The sequence below is a fragment of the Roseibium sp. MB-4 genome, assembly GCF_053005265.1.
The window spans coordinates 680,148-695,508 of the sequence record NZ_JBRKQB010000001.1; the positions used below are offsets into that span (position 1 = coordinate 680,148).

16 protein-coding genes are annotated in these 15,361 nt (G+C 56.7%); 13 read left to right on the forward strand and 3 right to left on the reverse strand.

What is annotated here, in order from left to right; genetic code table 11:
- Window positions 1-5: 5 nt before the first annotated feature.
- Complete coding sequence (gene aptA, locus ACVDG4_RS03325; RefSeq protein ID WP_428525496.1) at window positions 6-1,349, reverse strand: omega-aminotransferase AptA; 1,344 nt, start codon at window positions 1,347-1,349, stop codon at window positions 6-8.
- A 493-nt stretch (window positions 1,350-1,842) separates the two neighbouring features.
- Here aptA and ACVDG4_RS03330 point away from each other — a divergent pair, with 493 nt between their 5' ends.
- Together ACVDG4_RS03330 and arfB are read left to right on the forward strand one after the other, a co-directional pair.
- Window positions 1,843-2,523: a TetR family transcriptional regulator C-terminal domain-containing protein gene (locus tag ACVDG4_RS03330; protein ID WP_447234004.1), complete on the forward strand. Its 681-nt coding sequence runs from the start codon at window positions 1,843-1,845 to the stop codon at window positions 2,521-2,523.
- Window positions 2,520-2,981, forward strand: coding sequence for an alternative ribosome rescue aminoacyl-tRNA hydrolase ArfB (gene arfB / locus ACVDG4_RS03335; RefSeq protein ID WP_447234005.1), 462 nt, complete (start codon window positions 2,520-2,522; stop codon window positions 2,979-2,981). The genes ACVDG4_RS03330 and arfB overlap by 4 nt, the downstream gene beginning before the upstream one ends.
- Before the next feature lie 10 nt (window positions 2,982-2,991).
- Here the strand turns inward: arfB and ACVDG4_RS03340 are convergent, their stop codons facing one another.
- Window positions 2,992-3,552, reverse strand: coding sequence for a TetR/AcrR family transcriptional regulator (locus ACVDG4_RS03340; RefSeq protein ID WP_447234006.1), 561 nt, complete (start codon window positions 3,550-3,552; stop codon window positions 2,992-2,994).
- A 105-nt stretch (window positions 3,553-3,657) separates the two neighbouring features.
- Between ACVDG4_RS03340 and ACVDG4_RS03345 the strand changes: the two genes are divergently transcribed.
- The 4 genes from ACVDG4_RS03345 (at window position 3,658) to ACVDG4_RS03360 (ending at window position 7,859) form a co-directional block, all read left to right on the forward strand.
- On the forward strand, window positions 3,658-4,851 hold the full coding sequence (locus ACVDG4_RS03345) for a thiolase family protein (RefSeq protein ID WP_447234007.1): 1,194 nt from the start codon (window positions 3,658-3,660) through the stop codon (window positions 4,849-4,851).
- 112 nt (window positions 4,852-4,963) lie between these two features.
- Window positions 4,964-6,133 (forward strand): MFS transporter, encoded by a 1,170-nt coding sequence (locus ACVDG4_RS03350; RefSeq protein ID WP_447234008.1) that lies wholly within the window; start codon window positions 4,964-4,966, stop codon window positions 6,131-6,133.
- 1 nt (window position 6,134) lies between these two features.
- Window positions 6,135-7,004, forward strand: coding sequence for an alpha/beta fold hydrolase (locus ACVDG4_RS03355; RefSeq protein ID WP_447234009.1), 870 nt, complete (start codon window positions 6,135-6,137; stop codon window positions 7,002-7,004).
- Window positions 7,005-7,097: 93 nt separating this feature from the next.
- Window positions 7,098-7,859: an alpha/beta hydrolase family protein gene (locus ACVDG4_RS03360; protein ID WP_447234010.1), complete on the forward strand. Its 762-nt coding sequence runs from the start codon at window positions 7,098-7,100 to the stop codon at window positions 7,857-7,859.
- Between the two features lie 65 nt (window positions 7,860-7,924).
- On the opposite strand, the gene ACVDG4_RS03365 is transcribed toward ACVDG4_RS03360, so the two are convergent.
- Window positions 7,925-8,806 carry a LysR family transcriptional regulator gene (locus tag ACVDG4_RS03365; RefSeq protein ID WP_306148760.1) on the reverse strand — a complete coding sequence of 294 codons (882 nt, stop codon included), beginning with the start codon at window positions 8,804-8,806 and terminating at the stop codon, window positions 7,925-7,927.
- 119 nt (window positions 8,807-8,925) lie between these two features.
- Here ACVDG4_RS03365 and ACVDG4_RS03370 point away from each other — a divergent pair, with 119 nt between their 5' ends.
- From ACVDG4_RS03370 to ACVDG4_RS03400, 7 genes are all read left to right on the forward strand, one after another.
- Entirely contained in the window at window positions 8,926-9,753 is an 828-nt protein-coding gene (locus ACVDG4_RS03370; RefSeq protein WP_447234011.1) for a putative hydro-lyase, read from the forward strand.
- Between the two features lie 28 nt (window positions 9,754-9,781).
- The gene (locus ACVDG4_RS03375; protein WP_447234012.1) at window positions 9,782-10,828 is read left to right on the forward strand and encodes a TRAP transporter substrate-binding protein; all 1,047 of its coding nucleotides are present in this window, start codon (window positions 9,782-9,784) and stop codon (window positions 10,826-10,828) included.
- A gap of 10 nt (window positions 10,829-10,838) precedes the next feature.
- A complete protein-coding gene (locus ACVDG4_RS03380) occupies window positions 10,839-11,372 on the forward strand; it encodes a TRAP transporter small permease subunit (protein ID WP_306148762.1) in 534 nt (177 codons plus the stop codon).
- Entirely contained in the window at window positions 11,369-12,649 is a 1,281-nt protein-coding gene (locus ACVDG4_RS03385) for a TRAP transporter large permease (protein ID WP_008189920.1), read from the forward strand. The genes ACVDG4_RS03380 and ACVDG4_RS03385 overlap by 4 nt, the downstream gene beginning before the upstream one ends.
- 8 nt (window positions 12,650-12,657) lie before the next feature.
- The gene (locus tag ACVDG4_RS03390) at window positions 12,658-13,311 is read left to right on the forward strand and encodes a DUF2848 domain-containing protein (RefSeq protein ID WP_447234013.1); all 654 of its coding nucleotides are present in this window, start codon (window positions 12,658-12,660) and stop codon (window positions 13,309-13,311) included.
- An 85-nt stretch (window positions 13,312-13,396) separates the two neighbouring features.
- Window positions 13,397-14,323 carry a UDP-2,3-diacylglucosamine diphosphatase gene (locus ACVDG4_RS03395; RefSeq protein WP_447234014.1) on the forward strand — a complete coding sequence of 309 codons (927 nt, stop codon included), beginning with the start codon at window positions 13,397-13,399 and terminating at the stop codon, window positions 14,321-14,323.
- A complete protein-coding gene (locus ACVDG4_RS03400; RefSeq protein WP_447234015.1) occupies window positions 14,320-15,357 on the forward strand; it encodes a glycosyltransferase family 4 protein in 1,038 nt (345 codons plus the stop codon). The genes ACVDG4_RS03395 and ACVDG4_RS03400 overlap by 4 nt, the downstream gene beginning before the upstream one ends.
- Window positions 15,358-15,361: the final 4 nt, after the last annotated feature.

The following is a 15,361-nucleotide window of genomic DNA, read 5'->3' on the forward strand; positions in this document are numbered from 1 at the left end:
TTCCGTTAGTCGATCGCGTTCAAAACCGTCCGCAATTTGCCGAACAACTCGTCGATTTGAGCTTCGGAAATGATCAGCGGCGGCGACAACGCGATGATGTCACCGGTCGTGCGGATCAAAATGCCGTCGTCATAGGCTTTCAGGAATGCGGAGAACGCACGTTTCGTCGGCGCACCGTCGATCGGTGTCAGCTCAATCGCCCCGATCAGGCCAAGATTGCGGATGTCGATCACGTGCGGACAATCTTTTAGCGAGTGCAGGCCGTCTTCCCAATATTGGGCCAGGCTTGCCGCCCGGGTCAGAAGGCCTTCTTCTTCATAGGTATCCAAGGTCGCCAGAGCGGCTGCACAGGCAATCGGGTGACCGGAATAGGTATAGCCGTGGAAAAGTTCGATCAGATGATCGGGCCCATCCATGAACGCATCATAGATCTTCTTGGCGCAGAACACTGCACCCATCGGGATCACGCCGCTGGTGATACCCTTGGCCGTCGTCACCATGTCCGGAATGACGTCGAAATAGTCGACCGCGAACGGCGTTCCGAGGCGTCCGAAACCGGTGATCACTTCGTCGAAGATCAGGAGAATGCCGTTCTGGTCGCAAATTTCCCGCAGACGCTTGAGATATCCAACTGGCGGGATCAAAACGCCCGTCGAGCCGGCGACAGGCTCCACGATTACGGCAGCGATAGTGGAGGCATCATGCAACTGGACCAGACGGATCAGTTCTTCGGCATATTCTGCACCGTTTTTCGGCTCCCCGCGGGAAAAGGCATTCCGGCTGAGGTCGTGAGTGTGCGGCAGATGGTCGACACCGTTCAGCATATTGCCGAACTGTTTGCGGTTCGCGACGATGCCGCCAACGGAAATCCCGCCGAAACCGGTGCCGTGATAACCGCGTTCACGGCCGATAAACCGGGTCCGTGTGCCCTGACCGATGGAGCGCTGATACCCGAGTGCGATTTTCAGGGCCGTGTCGACGCTCTCAGACCCCGAGTTCGTGAAAAACACATGATCCAGCGGGGAGGGCATCATGGCGGTGAGGCGGGCCGCCAGCTCAAATGCCTTCGGATGGCCCATCTGGAACGCCGGGGCGTAGTCCATCTCGGCGACTTGATTCTGGACCGCTTCCACGATCTTCGGGCGGCCGTGACCCGCGTTGCAGCACCATAGACCTGCTGTCCCATCCAAAACCTGCCGGCCATCGGAGGTGGTGTAGTGCATGTCCTTCGCGCCGACGAACATCCGCGGGTTCTGCTTGAACTGGCGGTTCGCCGTGTAGGGCATCCAGAATGCTTCAAGATTGTTGGTTGCAGCCTGGCTCGATGCTGCTGATGCCGATGACGACATGCGTCCTCCTTGCGGTCCTTAACGCGTATCGCGAACCGCCTGTTGGTTGTTTTCTATGGAGGAGAGTAAGACATAGGTCAGCTGCCCGCGCAAAGCAGGAATTTCACTGACATGCCGGGTCCTCTCCCCCTGGCTGTTCCTTGTGCACCTGGCGCGGGCTTTGGCCTCTTTTGCCGGGTGCGAAATCCTCTGTCGGCCATTTGGGCCAGACCGTTTTCCGGCCATTCTTGCCTGATGACTGAGGCTCGTCCGGTTCCGTCTGCCCCATTGCGGCGCCGATCCGGATCGTCTAGCCTTCTGACCATCTGGTCAATTTAGCCTATGGCGCTTTTGACCAAATGGTCAAGATGCAAAATCAGCCGGTGTGACTAATTTGTGATCATGTCCGTGTTTGGTGCATTTTCATGGCCAAGGACGGCGCGGATGTTGGTTTCTGAAGGAAATCGGTTGTCTGTGGGGAATACGCTCTAAGGGGCAAGTGCGGGGTAGCTAAATGGCTGATGTCGGTGGGCAAGTGCCTGCGAGTTCAAGGGTCGGTGGTATGAGCCGGATCCAGGAGAAAAACAGGACACTGATTCTGGACGCCGCCTTGAAGGAATTTTCCCGGTACGGGTTTTCCGGTGCAACGGTGGAGCGGATCGCAGCCGAAGCCGGTATGTCGAAATCCAATCTCCTGTATTATTTCTCGTCCAAAGAAGCGATCTATACGGCAGCTCTTGCGCATATTCTGGACGTCTGGCTGGCACCTTTGAAAACGCTTGATCGGGAGGGCGACCCTGCCACGGAACTTGCTGCCTACATCCGCCAGAAGATCGAGATATCCGCCAATTTCCCTGAAGCCTCGCGTCTGTTTGCTAATGAGGTGATGCAAGGGGCGCCGCAAATCCTGCCGATCCTGGAAACAGATCTCCGGCGTCTGGTTGCCGAAAAGGTGGCGGTGATCGAAAGCTGGATTGCGGACGGCAAGATCAGCAAGACCGAGCCGTTGCATCTGATCTTTTCCATCTGGGCGACCACGCAGCATTACGCGGATTTTGCCGTGCAGATCCGGGCTCTGACTGGTCACGATTTGAGCGATGAGGATTTCAAGCGGGAAACCGAGCGGGCCGTGACACAACAGATTCTGGCAAGTGTCGGACTGCGCCTTCCCGAAGAGGCACCCGAAACCGCATGAGCGGGGATGAAGACCAGCCGGCGCCGTCGTCCCGAATTCCGGTCACCGGAAGTCTCTACATCACGCGCGACGATTTGAGTGAGGATTTCATTCGAGCCTCGGGTCCGGGCGGTCAGAACGTCAACAAGGTGTCGACGGCCGTTCAATTGAGGTTCAATCTGTGGGCCAACCAAACGCTGCCGCATGAAGTCAAAACCCGGGCCGCGAAGATAGCCGGAAGCCGATTGACGCAATATGGCGAAATCATTCTCCAGGCGGACCGGCACAGGACCCGGGAGCGCAACCGCGAAGATGCGTTGGCCCGGTTGATTGATCTGTTGAAACGGGCGACCGAAAAGCCCAAGCCCCGAAAAGCCACCAAACCTACTCTTGGGTCTAAGCGCAGACGGCTCGATGCCAAGAAACAGCGCGGTCAGGTCAAGAAACTGCGGGGCCGGTCTTCTGGTTTCGAGGACTAAACTTAAGTAATTATTCTGTTTTTCCGGCGGCCTTCAGAAGAGTTGCCTTAAGATCCGGATCTTCGGTTGCCCGTGCCAATACGAGGGCGCCAACCATTTGGGAGATGAACCTCAAGGCATCTTCTTGCTCGGAGAGGGGCGTGGTTTCATCTTTCCCCGAAACGAGTGCGGCCGTTTCGCGTAAGGCTTCGTCAAAAGCTAGACGGACTTCCTTGGTCTGCCTCGGTGCATCTCCGGCAAGGGCTGCATAGGCGCAGCCGGTCCCGCGAGCGTTTTCATGGGTTTTGGACAAATACCAGCGCGTTACAGCATTTTTCGAAGAGCCTGATGTTTCCTCGGCAATGCTTCGGCGCCAGTGGTCCAGGTTTTCAGTCAGGGCGTGCGCGGTGGCTTCGGCCATCAAGGCGTCCTTGCTGGCGAATTGTTTGTAAAACGCGCCATTTGTGAGGCCTGCTGCCTTCATCAAGCCGGCAATGCCAATACCATCGAACCCGTGTTGGCGGAACAATTGGCTGGCTGTCTCGACAACCCGTGCCCTGTTTTCGCGCGCATCTTCGCGGCTCAATCTCATCAGAAAATCTCCATCAACTGACTTTGATTATAGTCATAATCTTTTTGTTGACAATAAAGAATACGATCATAATCTAAGCGTGAAATTCAGATAGAGGTTCAGATCATGCCGCTTACTCAAGACAGGCCAATCGTCATCAGCGCAGCAAGGAGAACACCGTTGGGGGGCTTCATGGGGGCATTGGCGTCTGTGCCTTCCCCGCAACTTGGGGCAACCGCGATATCAGCAGTTCTCAAGGATGCTGGGGTTTCTGGTGATCTGGTCGACGAGGCGCTTATGGGATGCGTCTTGCCCGCAGGCATCGGGCAAGCACCCGCGCGTCAGGCGGCGCGTGCTGCCGGTCTGCCTGATTCTTGCAACGCCACAACCATCAACAAGGTCTGCGGTTCCGGCATGAAATCGGTCATGCTTGGCCATGATCTTCTCAAGGCCGGATCAGCTGATGTCGTGGTCGCAGGCGGCATGGAATCAATGTCGCGGGCACCGTTTCTGCTTCCTGAGATGCGCGGAGGGCGAAAGGCTGGGTCCACGGAAGTCATCGATCACATGATGCGCGACGGTCTTGAAGATGCTTATGAGACCGGTAGGCCGATGGGAGCCTTTGGCGAAGCAACTGCGGAAAAGTACCGGTTTAGCCGGTCTGACCAGGATAGCTATGCCATGGAAACTTTGGAACGGGCGCAAGCCGCTGTTCGTAATGGAACCTTTGCATCGGAAATCGTGCCCGTTCCGGTCCAGACGCGAAAGGGAACCATCCTTGTTGAAAAGGATGAGCGCCCCCCGCAGATCAACTCCGCCAAGATACCGGATTTGCGGGCAGCCTTTGGGGAGAATGGAACGATCACGGCAGCGAGTTCGTCTGCCAATGCAGATTGCGCAGCTGCTTTGGTGCTCACCAGCAGGGAAACGGCACATGAGTATGAAATGCCTGTCCTGGCCCATATTGTCGGTCATGCGACTCATGCCCAAGAACCGGAATGGTTCACAACAGCGCCTATTCCTGCCATTCAGAAAATGATCAAGCAGATCGGCTGGACGGTTGAAGACGTTGATCTTTTTGAAATCAATGAAGCTTTCGCCGTCGTCGCCATGGCCGCCGCCAAGGAAGTGGGGATCCCGCGCGGCAAACTCAATGTAAATGGCGGCGCTTGTGCTCTTGGGCATCCCATTGGAGCGACCGGAGCCCGTATCGTGGTCACACTGCTTCATGCCTTGAAGGCGCGCGGCCTCAAAAAAGGCATCGCGTCCCTGTGTATCGGAGGCGGGGAGGCAACCGCGATCGCAATTCAGTTGCCATAATCGCAACGCTTCGTTTTTCAAATCCCTATTCCAAAACTTGCCGGCAGAAATACCCGCCGATTGCGGCCGGGTGGTACGGCGAGTTTTGGCAAGATGATAGGAATAAATTCTTATGATGAGCCTTGCTCTCTTGTTGTGCCCCTTTGCGTTCACCATGGGTGCTTTTGCGTTCTCCGGCGCCTTGGTACCAATGGCTGCAAGTCTTGGTGTCACTGTCGGCGAAGCCGCGGCGCTGCAGTCCGGCTTCGCAATCGCCTGCGCGATTTGCGGTCCGATGCTTGCCAAACTGACATCATCTCTTCCCCGCAAGCCCCTCCTGCTGACGGTCTTGATGTTGATGACGGTACTCAATTTTCTTTCGGCTATGGTGCCTGGGTATGGCGCGTTGATGGCCTCAAGGGTCTTGGTTGGTGGTGTCGGGGCATTGGCTTTTCCGCTGGCAACAGCGATTGCCTCAGCTGGCGCAACCGAAGACAGCAGACCGGCGGCTGTCGCCAAGGTCTATGCCGGGATACCTCTTGCCATGATCGTCGGCATTCCGGTTGGATCCGTCCTCGGGAATACCGTCGGATGGCAGTCCTGTTTCGCGGCAACGGGTATTGTCTCGGTCATGGCCTTCGCGCTGGTTTTGGTGAGTGTGCCCTCCAAAATCCCTTTGCAACAGCATTCTGCCGGGTCTCGTGAGCCTGTAGGGACGGCCATTGTGGCTCACCTTGCGATCATGCTGATTGCCTCCACGGCCTTGTTCACACTGGTGGGGCTGCTGGGACCGATTATCCGCGCAATCACCGGGTTTTCAGGCCTTGGGATCGCCGCGCTTCAGCTCTTAGCCGGGCTGAGCAGTCTTGCCGGGATCCGGCTTGGGGCGAGATACGCGATGGGTCAAAACCGGTCCTTGCTCGCAGTCCTGTTCCTGGTCTTGGCTGTTTCACTTGCCGTTGTCGTTCCATCGCTTGGACTTCAACAGGCCGGCAGTATCGGACTGGGAACCATCTTCGTAAGTGTGGTCCTTGGGCCTGTAGCCCAATTTGCCATCGGCGCAACTGTGCAAGCCCGGCTTGCCGCTTTGGCTGGTTCTTCGGCGACCTTTGTTTTCGCGTTGAATGCATCCATGGTTTACTTCGGTCAGGGCCTTGGAATTGCGCTCGGCGCTGCCGCACTGGATCTCTCAGGAATAGCATCCGCGCCAGCCATAGGAACCGCGATTGCGTTGACCGGTTGCCTGTTGGCCGTATGGCTCGGACACTTCACCAAAAACAATTTTCAAACAGCAAGAGGATAAAATGTCTCCAATTAACAACGAGGCCAGGTTGGCCGCATTTGAGGGCCAGGTCACCCATCATTTTGCCGATAACAACGGCACCAAGATCCATTTTGCCAGCGCAGGCGAGGGGCCGTTGGTCGTGTTTATCCATGGGTTCCCGGATCACTGGCTCACCTGGTGGCAACAGATGGATGCTTTGTCAAAGACCCACCGCACTGTTGCCATGGACCTTCGGGGGTTCAATCTCTCCGATCATCCGGAAGATCCATCTGCTTACGCACCAGAGACCCTCGCTTCAGATGTCTGCGCGGTCATAGACGCCTGTGGCGAACGGGGCGCTGTCGTGATCGGTCATGACTGGGGCGGTTTTGTCGCCTGGCAAACGGCGATGCTGTTTCCAGATCGGGTGCAGCGCCTTGGAATCGTCAATCTGCCGCATCCCTGGGCCATTGCACGCGAACTTGCCAACAATCCGGATCAACAAAAAGCCAGCGGTTATGCGCGGGTGTTCCAGCAGCTGGGCTCTGAAGCCAAACTTGATTTTGACCGGCTCTCCACCTGGATCCATGATCCGGCGTTCCGTACCCGCCATATGGCAGCGATGGAGAAGTCCAATCGCACAGGCATGCTCAACTATTATCGGGTGTGTTTTCCCGCCGAGCCTTACACCGAACGCACCGATACCCCGCCCCCAATCAAAGTGCCGGTTCTTGTCGTCCATGGGACAGAAGACCCTTATGTCCTAACCGCGGGCCATAACAATTTGTGGGAGTACGTGGAGGGCAGTTTGACCATTCGGGCCTGGTCCGGTGTCGGTCATTTTGTTCAACATGACGCCCCGGACCGGTTGACCGCGGCAATCAGGAGCTGGATAGGCGAAACGATCTAGAAGAGCGAGCGTTATGGTAATCCCGCCCGGGCGTGTTTGTTGACATGGTGCGCCACGCTTTTATCCTGATCCAAGGGGTGATTGGGGATCATCATGACGACCATAAATCATCATATCATCGACCGCGGCGATGGCGCCGCGGTGGAACTGTTTCAGGCGCATCCGATTGGAAGCGGAGAGCCGGGCGGTGCGATCTTGTTCGTGCATGGCAACCAGGAAGGTCAACTCACCGGCGCCCGCGAACTCGTAGACCGGGGAACCTTAAGCACGTTTGCGGTCGCCATGAACGTCACCGCGGCCGCCGTGTCTCAACCCGGTTTTGGGGCGTCTGATGGTCCATGTGATTTTTGTGGTCCCAACACCCAGGATGCGATCATCGCCGCATTAAACGCGTTGAAAAATCAACCATCTATCGACCCGGGGCGCATCGTTCTTTACGGCCACAGCCGGGGCGCTGTCGCAGCCGGTATGGTTGCCGCCCGGTATGACGGATTGCGAGCGGTGGTCCTCTCAAGTGGCGTGTATGATCTCAACGCGTTTCATATGGACTGTGCGGATGGGCTGCGCATAGCAATCGAGACGGAGGCCGGGCAGTCGGCTCAAGCGTTTCACGAACGCTCCGCCTTGTTTCATGCCGACAAAATCACCACTGAGACGCTGCTGTTGCATGGCCGCCATGATGACCGGGCGCCTGTTGCACAAGCCGAAGCATTCTCGTTGGCGCTTGAAAATTCGGGCGGGAAGGTGATCTTGAAGGTTCTCGAGTGCGGGCACCGGCTGCCGGCGAAAGCCCTTAAGGGCGTTGTCGAGCCGTTTCTCAAGGAGAGGCTGTCTGCCGAACAGGTGATACATTAGCTCAGGCGTCAAGCATGAGACGAGTGAACGGCTGAAGTGTCATTTCGGCCTGACCCCAAGTAGTATTACGCATCGTTGAATTGTTTTGCGTGCCTGATGCTGATCTCTTGCGCAATTTTCGCCGCCCTTGCAATCAACTCGTTGCGCGGTTCTCCGACATAGGTTGCCGTAAACACCAGTGGGCTTGGTTGCCAGCCGGGATCAAATGACGCAATCCGGCCTTCGGCTACCAAACGGCGGCCCAGCACACTGGGCAGGATGCCGACGCCGATCCCGGACGCAACCATTTCAAACCCGGTCGACAGTGAGTTTGTCGGGAAAACTTGCGTCGAAATCCCATAAAGATCGCGCAGCTTTTGAACGAGTTCGCGGTAGGGACGGGAGCTGCGGTTGTAGGTAATGACCGGTACCTGGGAGAGGTCAGGCTCCTCTAGATCCAATGGCCTATACCAGCCGAGATCAAAGGGCGGGAGCGGCAGGTTGTCGGTACTGTACTCGGATATTGGTCCCATCAGGATTGTCAGATCGAGGGCCCTGTCGAGCAGCATCTCCCGAAGGTTGAACGATGTATCGACCGTGACCTCGATGTTCAGCCGCTGAAACGTGGTGTGAAGCGCTGCAAGAAAATCCGGCAGCCAGGTCTGGGCGATGGTCTCTGCAACGCCCAGACGGAGCAGGGAGCTGATGCTGTCATCGGACATGACATCGCCTTTGATGCGCTCCGTGATTGCCATGATCTGCTCCGCATAATCCCGCAGAACCACGCCCTTTGCGGTCAACGAGACCCCAGTCGTTTCGCGGCTGAAGAGGCGCGTGCCAAGATAGTCCTCCAGGCTGGAAATACGGGCAGAAATGGCCGGCTGTGAGATGTTCATTTGTTCGGCGGCTTTGCGAACACCGCCCATGCGCGCAACCGCCAAAAAAGTTCTAAGCTGTTCAAGTGTCATGACATTGTGACCCAATTGCTAATGTGATCAGGTATTTGGATCACTTTCTGCAAAAAAACACGATTTGACTTGATAATGTATCCGCTGCAGCCTTTTGCCAACAAGGAATTGGGCAACCGATGCAGCAAGATCTCACAAAGTTTTCTGAATTGGCCGGTGCTGACATGGGGCAGGTTCGCGTCGCGATCCGCTCAGGCCGGTACTCGGGGCACACGGCCGGGCTGGCACACGGAAAACTCCAGTGCAATCTCGCGATTCTCCCGGGTGAATATGCAGATCCATTTCATGAGTTCTGCCGGCTCAACCCAAAGGCCTGCCCGCTTGCCGGTGTCTCAAACCCAGGCGAACCCGTGATTGTTGAGCTCGGTGCAGAAGTTGATATCCGCACAGATGCCGCCCGCTACAACATCTACCGGCACGGCAAACTTGACGAGCAAGTGTCCGATCTGAACGCCTGCTGGCAGGACGACCTGGTGTCCTTTGCAATAGGATGTTCCTTCACCTTCGAGAACGCCCTGAGGCTTGCCGGTGTACCTATGCGCCATATCGATCTCGACCGGACCGTCCCGATGTACCGGACATCGATCGAGACACATCAAAGTGGCCCGTTTGGCGGCGGGATGGTGGTTTCCATGCGACCCATTGCGAAAAAGCGGATCGACGAAGTCTATGAAATCTGCCGCAAGTATCCATTGGCACATGGCGCGCCGGTGCATGTTGGCGATCCTGCCGAGATCGGCATTTTGACCATCGATGCCCCGGATTGGGGGAACCCGGTTCCCATTGAGGATGGGGAAGTGCCGGTGTTTTGGGCCTGTGGAGTAACGCCGCAAGTTGCCATCATGACAGCAAAACCGCCCCTTTCGATCACTCACGCTCCCGGAGCAATGCTGATTGCTGATGTCAGTGAGCAGACAGCCCCGCTTTACCCATACAACGACAACTAAAACCAACCGCACCAGAGGAACTAGAGATATGAAAAAACTCACGATCTTATCCGCCGTCTCCGCAATCGCGCTCTCAATGGGCACAACGGCGCATGCCGAAGAACTTGCTGTCGTTGGCAGCTGGAGCGGCCTGCCGCTTCACAAGCAGTTTGAAGCCCCTTTCTGGAACGACAAGTTGGGGGAAGTTTCCGGTGGCGAGCTGTCCGCTTCATTGACCACACATGACCAGATGGGCATTTCCGGCGGCGATGTCTATCGCATGATGTCCCAAGGGGTGTTTGATGTCGGCATGACTGTTGCCGACTATGCGGTTTCCGACAGTGTTGCGCTCGAAGCGCTTGATGTTCCAATGATTGCAACCGACGCTGACACTGCAAAAAAGGCGGTCGATGCGGCCCGGCCGATGGTCGATGATATCTACAAGGACGTCTTCAACGCCAAGGTCCTCGGTATTGCGCCGTACCCGCCTCAAGTTGTTTTCTGCAACGCCGAAATCAACTCCCTGGATGATCTTCAGGGCAAGAAAGTGCGCGCGTCCGGCCGGATGACCGCAAAGTTCCTGGAAGCTCTTGGCGCAGAGGGCGTCAACATCGGATTTGGTGAGGTGCCGGGTGCCCTGCAGCGCGGCGTGGTGGATTGTGCCATTACCGGTGCTGGATCAGGTTACAATGCAGGTTGGTGGGAAGTCTCCACACATCTTCTGCCGATCCCGCTGGGGGGATGGGATCCGGTTGTGACCGCGATCAATCTCGACAAATGGAGCACCCTGAGCGATGCACAGAAAGGAGCGCTTGAGAAAGGCGTGAAAGAGAACCTCGAAGCCCCGGCGTGGGAAGTTGCTCAAAATGCACTGAATAATGATATCGCCTGCCTTACCGGCAACGGCGAGTGTCCTTATGGCGATGCGCGTAGCCTTGTGCTGGTTGAAGCCACAGACGAAGATCAGGCCAAGGCGAAAGCGGTTTTGATTTCTGAAGTGCTGCCGGACTGGGCTGAGCGGGCCGGCGGAGACTGGGCACAGCGCTGGAGTGACAGCGTCGGCAAAGTCACCGGCGTTTCCCTAGAAGCGAAGTAAGGATCTTTCCATGACCTCCTTGGTTCACCTCTTGCGGCGATTAAACGACCGCGTTGCGATGGGCGTCGGCATTGTGCTGCTGGTCTGTGTGGCCTTCACGCTCGTCGAAATCATCACCCGAAAGCTGGGGGCGGGCCTTGGAGGCGTGGACGAGATCTCCGGATACGTTATGGCTGTCACGACTGCGTGGGGCATCAGTTATGCATTGACGGAACAGGCGCATGTGCGCATCGACCTGCTGCGTCAACGCCTTGTCCCGTTCGGACGTGCGGTTTTCGACGTCATCTCCATGGCATGTCTGGCCGGAACGGCGATTGTGGTTGCCTGGCGCGGGTGGGGCGTTTTGGAAAAGACGCTTTCCACCGGCGCGCGGGCAAACACGCCACTGGAAACGCCGCTTTGGATCCCGCAGACGCTTTGGTGGCTTGGCTGGGTTTGGTTTGCGATGTCCGCTACCATCCTGCTGGTCTCCGTCGCAGTTCGGTTCGCAACGTCAGATTATAAATCCGTCGATCAAATCGCCGGTGCGCGGGGGGAAGCATGATTGCGTTCACGTCTTTCGGGCTCCTTGGCCTGCTTGCGCTGTCCATCCCGGTCGGCATCGTCCTCTTCCTGCTAGCTTTCGGCATTGATACGTTTTTCAGCCCGTTTCCGCTGATGCGTGGCTTGGGGCAGGTGGTTTGGTCGTCTTCAAACAGCGCAACCCTGATCGCCATTCCACTCTTCGTACTCCTCGGTGAAATCCTGGTTCGCAGCGGTGTTGCGCGCCGGACGTATTCTGCACTGGAAAAATGGGTTGCCTGGATGCCGGGCGGTCTGATCCACGCCAACATTGCCACGTCGACCATGTTTTCAGCGACCTCGGGATCGTCCGTGGCGACAGCGGCAACCGTTGCGACCGTCGCGATGCCCCAAGCCAAAGAGCTGGGGTACAACCAGAAGCTCTTTTCAGGGGCTATCGCGGCTGGCGGCACGCTTGGGATCATGATCCCGCCGTCCATCAACCTGATCGTCTATGGTTTCCTGACGGAAAGCTCCATTCCACAGTTGTTTCTGGCCGGACTTATTCCAGGCCTCGCATTGGCCGGCCTCTTTATGCTGATCACAGTTCTCTTGTGCATCTTCAAGCCGTCCCTGGGCGGTCCGAAGCGTCCCAGTTCACTGGCTGAAAAGCTCTCGGGGCTTGGCGATCTTCTCCCGATCCTCGGTTTGTTTGCCGCAATCATCGGCTCGATCTATGCCGGTTGGGCAACGCCGACGGAGGCCGCGACCGTTGGGGTGGCGCTTGCACTCCTCATTGCCGCCCAGCAAAAGGCGCTTAATTGGGAGATGCTGTCCGAAGCGTTGCGCGGGGCCGTCAAGACATCGGCCATGATCATGCTCGTCGTCATCGGTGCCTATGTCCTGAACTTCGCCCTGACAGCGGCCGGTGTCAGCCGATCCTTGCAAAACCTGTTGGGTGGATTGGGGCTCGGGCCATTGGAGACGCTTCTGGTGATCATCCTGATGTACATCATTCTGGGCTTCTTCATTGAGACCCTGTCCCTGATGGTCGCGACCATTCCGATTGTTGTGCCGATCATTGTCCAGCTTGGCTACGACAAGATCTGGTTCGGTATCCTGATGATCATTCTGGTGGAGATGGCGCTCATCACACCGCCCGTTGGGCTCAACCTTTATGTGGTGCAGGCTGCGCGAAAAACGGGCAGGTTCTCGGATGTGATGCTTGGATGCATTCCCTACGCCTTGGCGATGCTTGCCATGGTCGGGCTGTTAATCCTGATGCCGCAAATCGCCTTGTTCCTTCCGTCTACACTTTGAGGAAATTCATGAAGTTCACGACAAGCGAAGGCGTGCTGGAAAGTACGCCCCAGCGGCTCATTGTTGCCGGATGGACCGGCCGAAACAAAGCGGCTGTTGATCACCATATTGCTGAACTTGAAGCGATCGGCGTTCCGGCGCCATCAACCGTACCGCTCTATTATCAATGCGCGCCGGAGCTTCTCACCCAGGCTTCCCAAATTCAGGTTGTCGGCAAGGACACGTCCGGTGAGGCTGAGCCTTTTCTTATTGAGATGAACGGCAGCACCTGGTTGGGCCTCGCCTCCGATCATACGGACCGGGCCCTTGAAACCTACTCTGTGGCGCATTCAAAACAGATCGCTGCCAAACCGGTCGCCGGTGAACTCTGGCCATTCGACAGCGTGCAAGGCCATCTGGACGAGATTGTTCTTCAATCCTGGATCCTGGAGGAGGGGGTGTGGACCCTCTATCAGGACGGCACACTGGCCGCGATCCGGCCGCTTAAGGATCTCATGGACGGTGCAAACTTTCAGGATGGAACCGCCATGCTCTGCGGAACGTTGCCGGCAATTGGCGGTGTTCGCCCGGCAGCCGATTTCAAGATGCGCATGTATGATCCCAAAACCTCCCGGGAGATCACTTGGGCTTACAGCACACTCGCACTGGATGCAGTCGCCTGAGCACGATTTCCTTGAGGCTGTGACAAGGTCCCCGACGCTCTGCCTGCTGTGTTGCTGTAAATCTATGCGGTAAAACGTTGCTGCAATGCATCCAAGGCTTGCGCAGGTTCGTATTCCGGAAAATACTTTGCCGTCGCGTTTTCCGGGAGACAGGCTCATTCGCAAGCATACCGCAGACACCGAAAACCGGATAAGGCACTTAAGAACCTTGTTCTTGTCTGACATTCACCTTGGGACCCGCGGGTGCCAAGCAGACGTTCTGCTGGATTTTTTGGCGCTGCACCACGCCGATACGATCTACCTGGTCGGCGACATCATTGACGGGTGGCGGTTGAAGCGCAAAAGATACTGGCCGGAAAGCCACCAAGCCGTAATTGATGAGTTGCTGGCGCGGGGCAGGGCTGGCATCAAAATCATCTATTTGCCCGGAAATCACGATGAGTTTTTAAAAGACACCCAGCCGCTACGGTTTGGTTGCGTGGAGTTTACGGAAACCGCAGAGTTTGAGACCGCGGCTGGCCGCAAGTATCTTGTACTCCATGGAGATCAATACGATCTCATTGTGCAAAAGGCCAAGTGGCTTGCCTTCCTTGGGGACCAGTTTTATGCATTCGCCCTATGGACGAACACGTGGGTAAACATCGTTCGCCGGAAAATGGGCTTGAACTACTGGTCGCTCGGGGCTTTTGCCAAACAACATGTCAAACAGTTCGTCAACGTCATCAGCGCGTTTGAGGGTGAAGTGACCAAGGATATCAAAGATCGCGGTTTGGACGGCGTTATCTGTGGTCATATTCACCATGCGACCGATCAGGAAATGAACGGCACGCGTTATCTGAATACCGGTGACTGGGTGGAAAGCTGCACGGCCATCGTTGAAACTCATGACGGTGTTCTGGAGATCGTTCGCTGGCGGGACAGCGGCGCGCATCCTGACGCTGGAAATTCAAACGGCAAAAGGGCCATGAAACCGGCCGGGAAACTTGAAAGAGAGCGGACCGTCGCTGCATGAAATCACTGCTTTTTGTGTCGGATGCCTGGCATCCGCAGGTCAATGGCGTCGTCCGCACCTTGGAATATACGGCTCGAGAGTTGGAAAAACGCGGCATTCGCGTTGAGTACCTCACCCCGAACGGCTTCACCACAATACCGTGTCCAACCTATCCGGAAATCCGGCTTGCGCTGACCACAAGGGGCAGGGTTGGTCAGCACATCAAGGACTTCGATTGCGACCACATTCACATTGCAACTGAAGGCCCGTTGGGCTTGCTTGCAGCTAAGGTCGCGCGTAAGGAAAAGCGCTCTTTTACAACAAGTTATCACACCCGGTTTCCGGAGTATGTTGCAGCCCGCGTGCCTTTGCCGAAAGCGCCGTTCTATGCCTGGTTCCGGCGGTTTCACAATTCCGCATCCGGGTGCATGGTCGCGACGGACGAGTTGGAAACCAGCCTTCGGGACCGTAAGTTTCAAAACCTGATGCGGTGGTCCCGCGGTGTCGATACAGACATCTTCAAACCCTATGAGGGCAGTGTCCTGCCGTCCGATCTCCCGAGGCCAATTTTCATGAATGTCGGCCGGGTTTCGGTCGAAAAAAACATTTCCGCATTTCTGGATCTGGATTTGCCCGGTTCCAAGGTCGTTGTTGGGGACGGACCGCAGCTGGAAACCCTTAAGCGGGACTATCCAGATGTCCATTTCACCGGATCCAAGACCGGAGAAGAATTGGCGCGGCATTATGCCAGCGCAGACGCGTTCGTGTTCCCGTCCCGGACTGACACCTTCGGCCTTGTGCTTTTGGAAGCCCTTGCATGCGGAGTTCCGGTTGCCGCGTACCCCGTAATGGGGCCGGTGGATGTCATCGGCGACAGCGGAGCAGGGATCCTGTCCGATGATTTGCGGGAAGCGGCTTTGGCCGCGCTCGACATTCCAAGGAATGTGTGCCGCGCTACGGCCCTCAGCCAAAGCTGGGCGGTCTGTACAGACCAGTTTTTAGAAAATACGGCTGCAGCAGACGCCGCGCATCGCCAAAACGGATCAGCAGTTTGATACG

What these genes read in the sequence shown, in the direction of transcription:
- aptA (WP_428525496.1), bottom strand. Translation starts at nt 1,349, where the DNA reads ATGTCGTCATCGGCATCAGCAGCATCGAGCCAGGCTGCAACCAACAAT.
- ACVDG4_RS03330 (WP_447234004.1), top strand. Translation starts at nt 1,843, where the DNA reads ATGGCTGATGTCGGTGGGCAAGTGCCTGCGAGTTCAAGGGTCGGTGGT.
- arfB (WP_447234005.1), top strand. Translation starts at nt 2,520, where the DNA reads ATGAGCGGGGATGAAGACCAGCCGGCGCCGTCGTCCCGAATTCCGGTC.
- ACVDG4_RS03340 (WP_447234006.1), bottom strand. Translation starts at nt 3,552, where the DNA reads ATGAGATTGAGCCGCGAAGATGCGCGCGAAAACAGGGCACGGGTTGTC.
- ACVDG4_RS03345 (WP_447234007.1), top strand. Translation starts at nt 3,658, where the DNA reads ATGCCGCTTACTCAAGACAGGCCAATCGTCATCAGCGCAGCAAGGAGA.
- ACVDG4_RS03350 (WP_447234008.1), top strand. Translation starts at nt 4,964, where the DNA reads ATGATGAGCCTTGCTCTCTTGTTGTGCCCCTTTGCGTTCACCATGGGT.
- ACVDG4_RS03355 (WP_447234009.1), top strand. Translation starts at nt 6,135, where the DNA reads ATGTCTCCAATTAACAACGAGGCCAGGTTGGCCGCATTTGAGGGCCAG.
- ACVDG4_RS03360 (WP_447234010.1), top strand. Translation starts at nt 7,098, where the DNA reads ATGACGACCATAAATCATCATATCATCGACCGCGGCGATGGCGCCGCG.
- ACVDG4_RS03365 (WP_306148760.1), bottom strand. Translation starts at nt 8,806, where the DNA reads ATGACACTTGAACAGCTTAGAACTTTTTTGGCGGTTGCGCGCATGGGC.
- ACVDG4_RS03370 (WP_447234011.1), top strand. Translation starts at nt 8,926, where the DNA reads ATGCAGCAAGATCTCACAAAGTTTTCTGAATTGGCCGGTGCTGACATG.
- ACVDG4_RS03375 (WP_447234012.1), top strand. Translation starts at nt 9,782, where the DNA reads ATGAAAAAACTCACGATCTTATCCGCCGTCTCCGCAATCGCGCTCTCA.
- ACVDG4_RS03380 (WP_306148762.1), top strand. Translation starts at nt 10,839, where the DNA reads ATGACCTCCTTGGTTCACCTCTTGCGGCGATTAAACGACCGCGTTGCG.
- ACVDG4_RS03385 (WP_008189920.1), top strand. Translation starts at nt 11,369, where the DNA reads ATGATTGCGTTCACGTCTTTCGGGCTCCTTGGCCTGCTTGCGCTGTCC.
- ACVDG4_RS03390 (WP_447234013.1), top strand. Translation starts at nt 12,658, where the DNA reads ATGAAGTTCACGACAAGCGAAGGCGTGCTGGAAAGTACGCCCCAGCGG.
- ACVDG4_RS03395 (WP_447234014.1), top strand. Translation starts at nt 13,397, where the DNA reads ATGCATCCAAGGCTTGCGCAGGTTCGTATTCCGGAAAATACTTTGCCG.
- ACVDG4_RS03400 (WP_447234015.1), top strand. Translation starts at nt 14,320, where the DNA reads ATGAAATCACTGCTTTTTGTGTCGGATGCCTGGCATCCGCAGGTCAAT.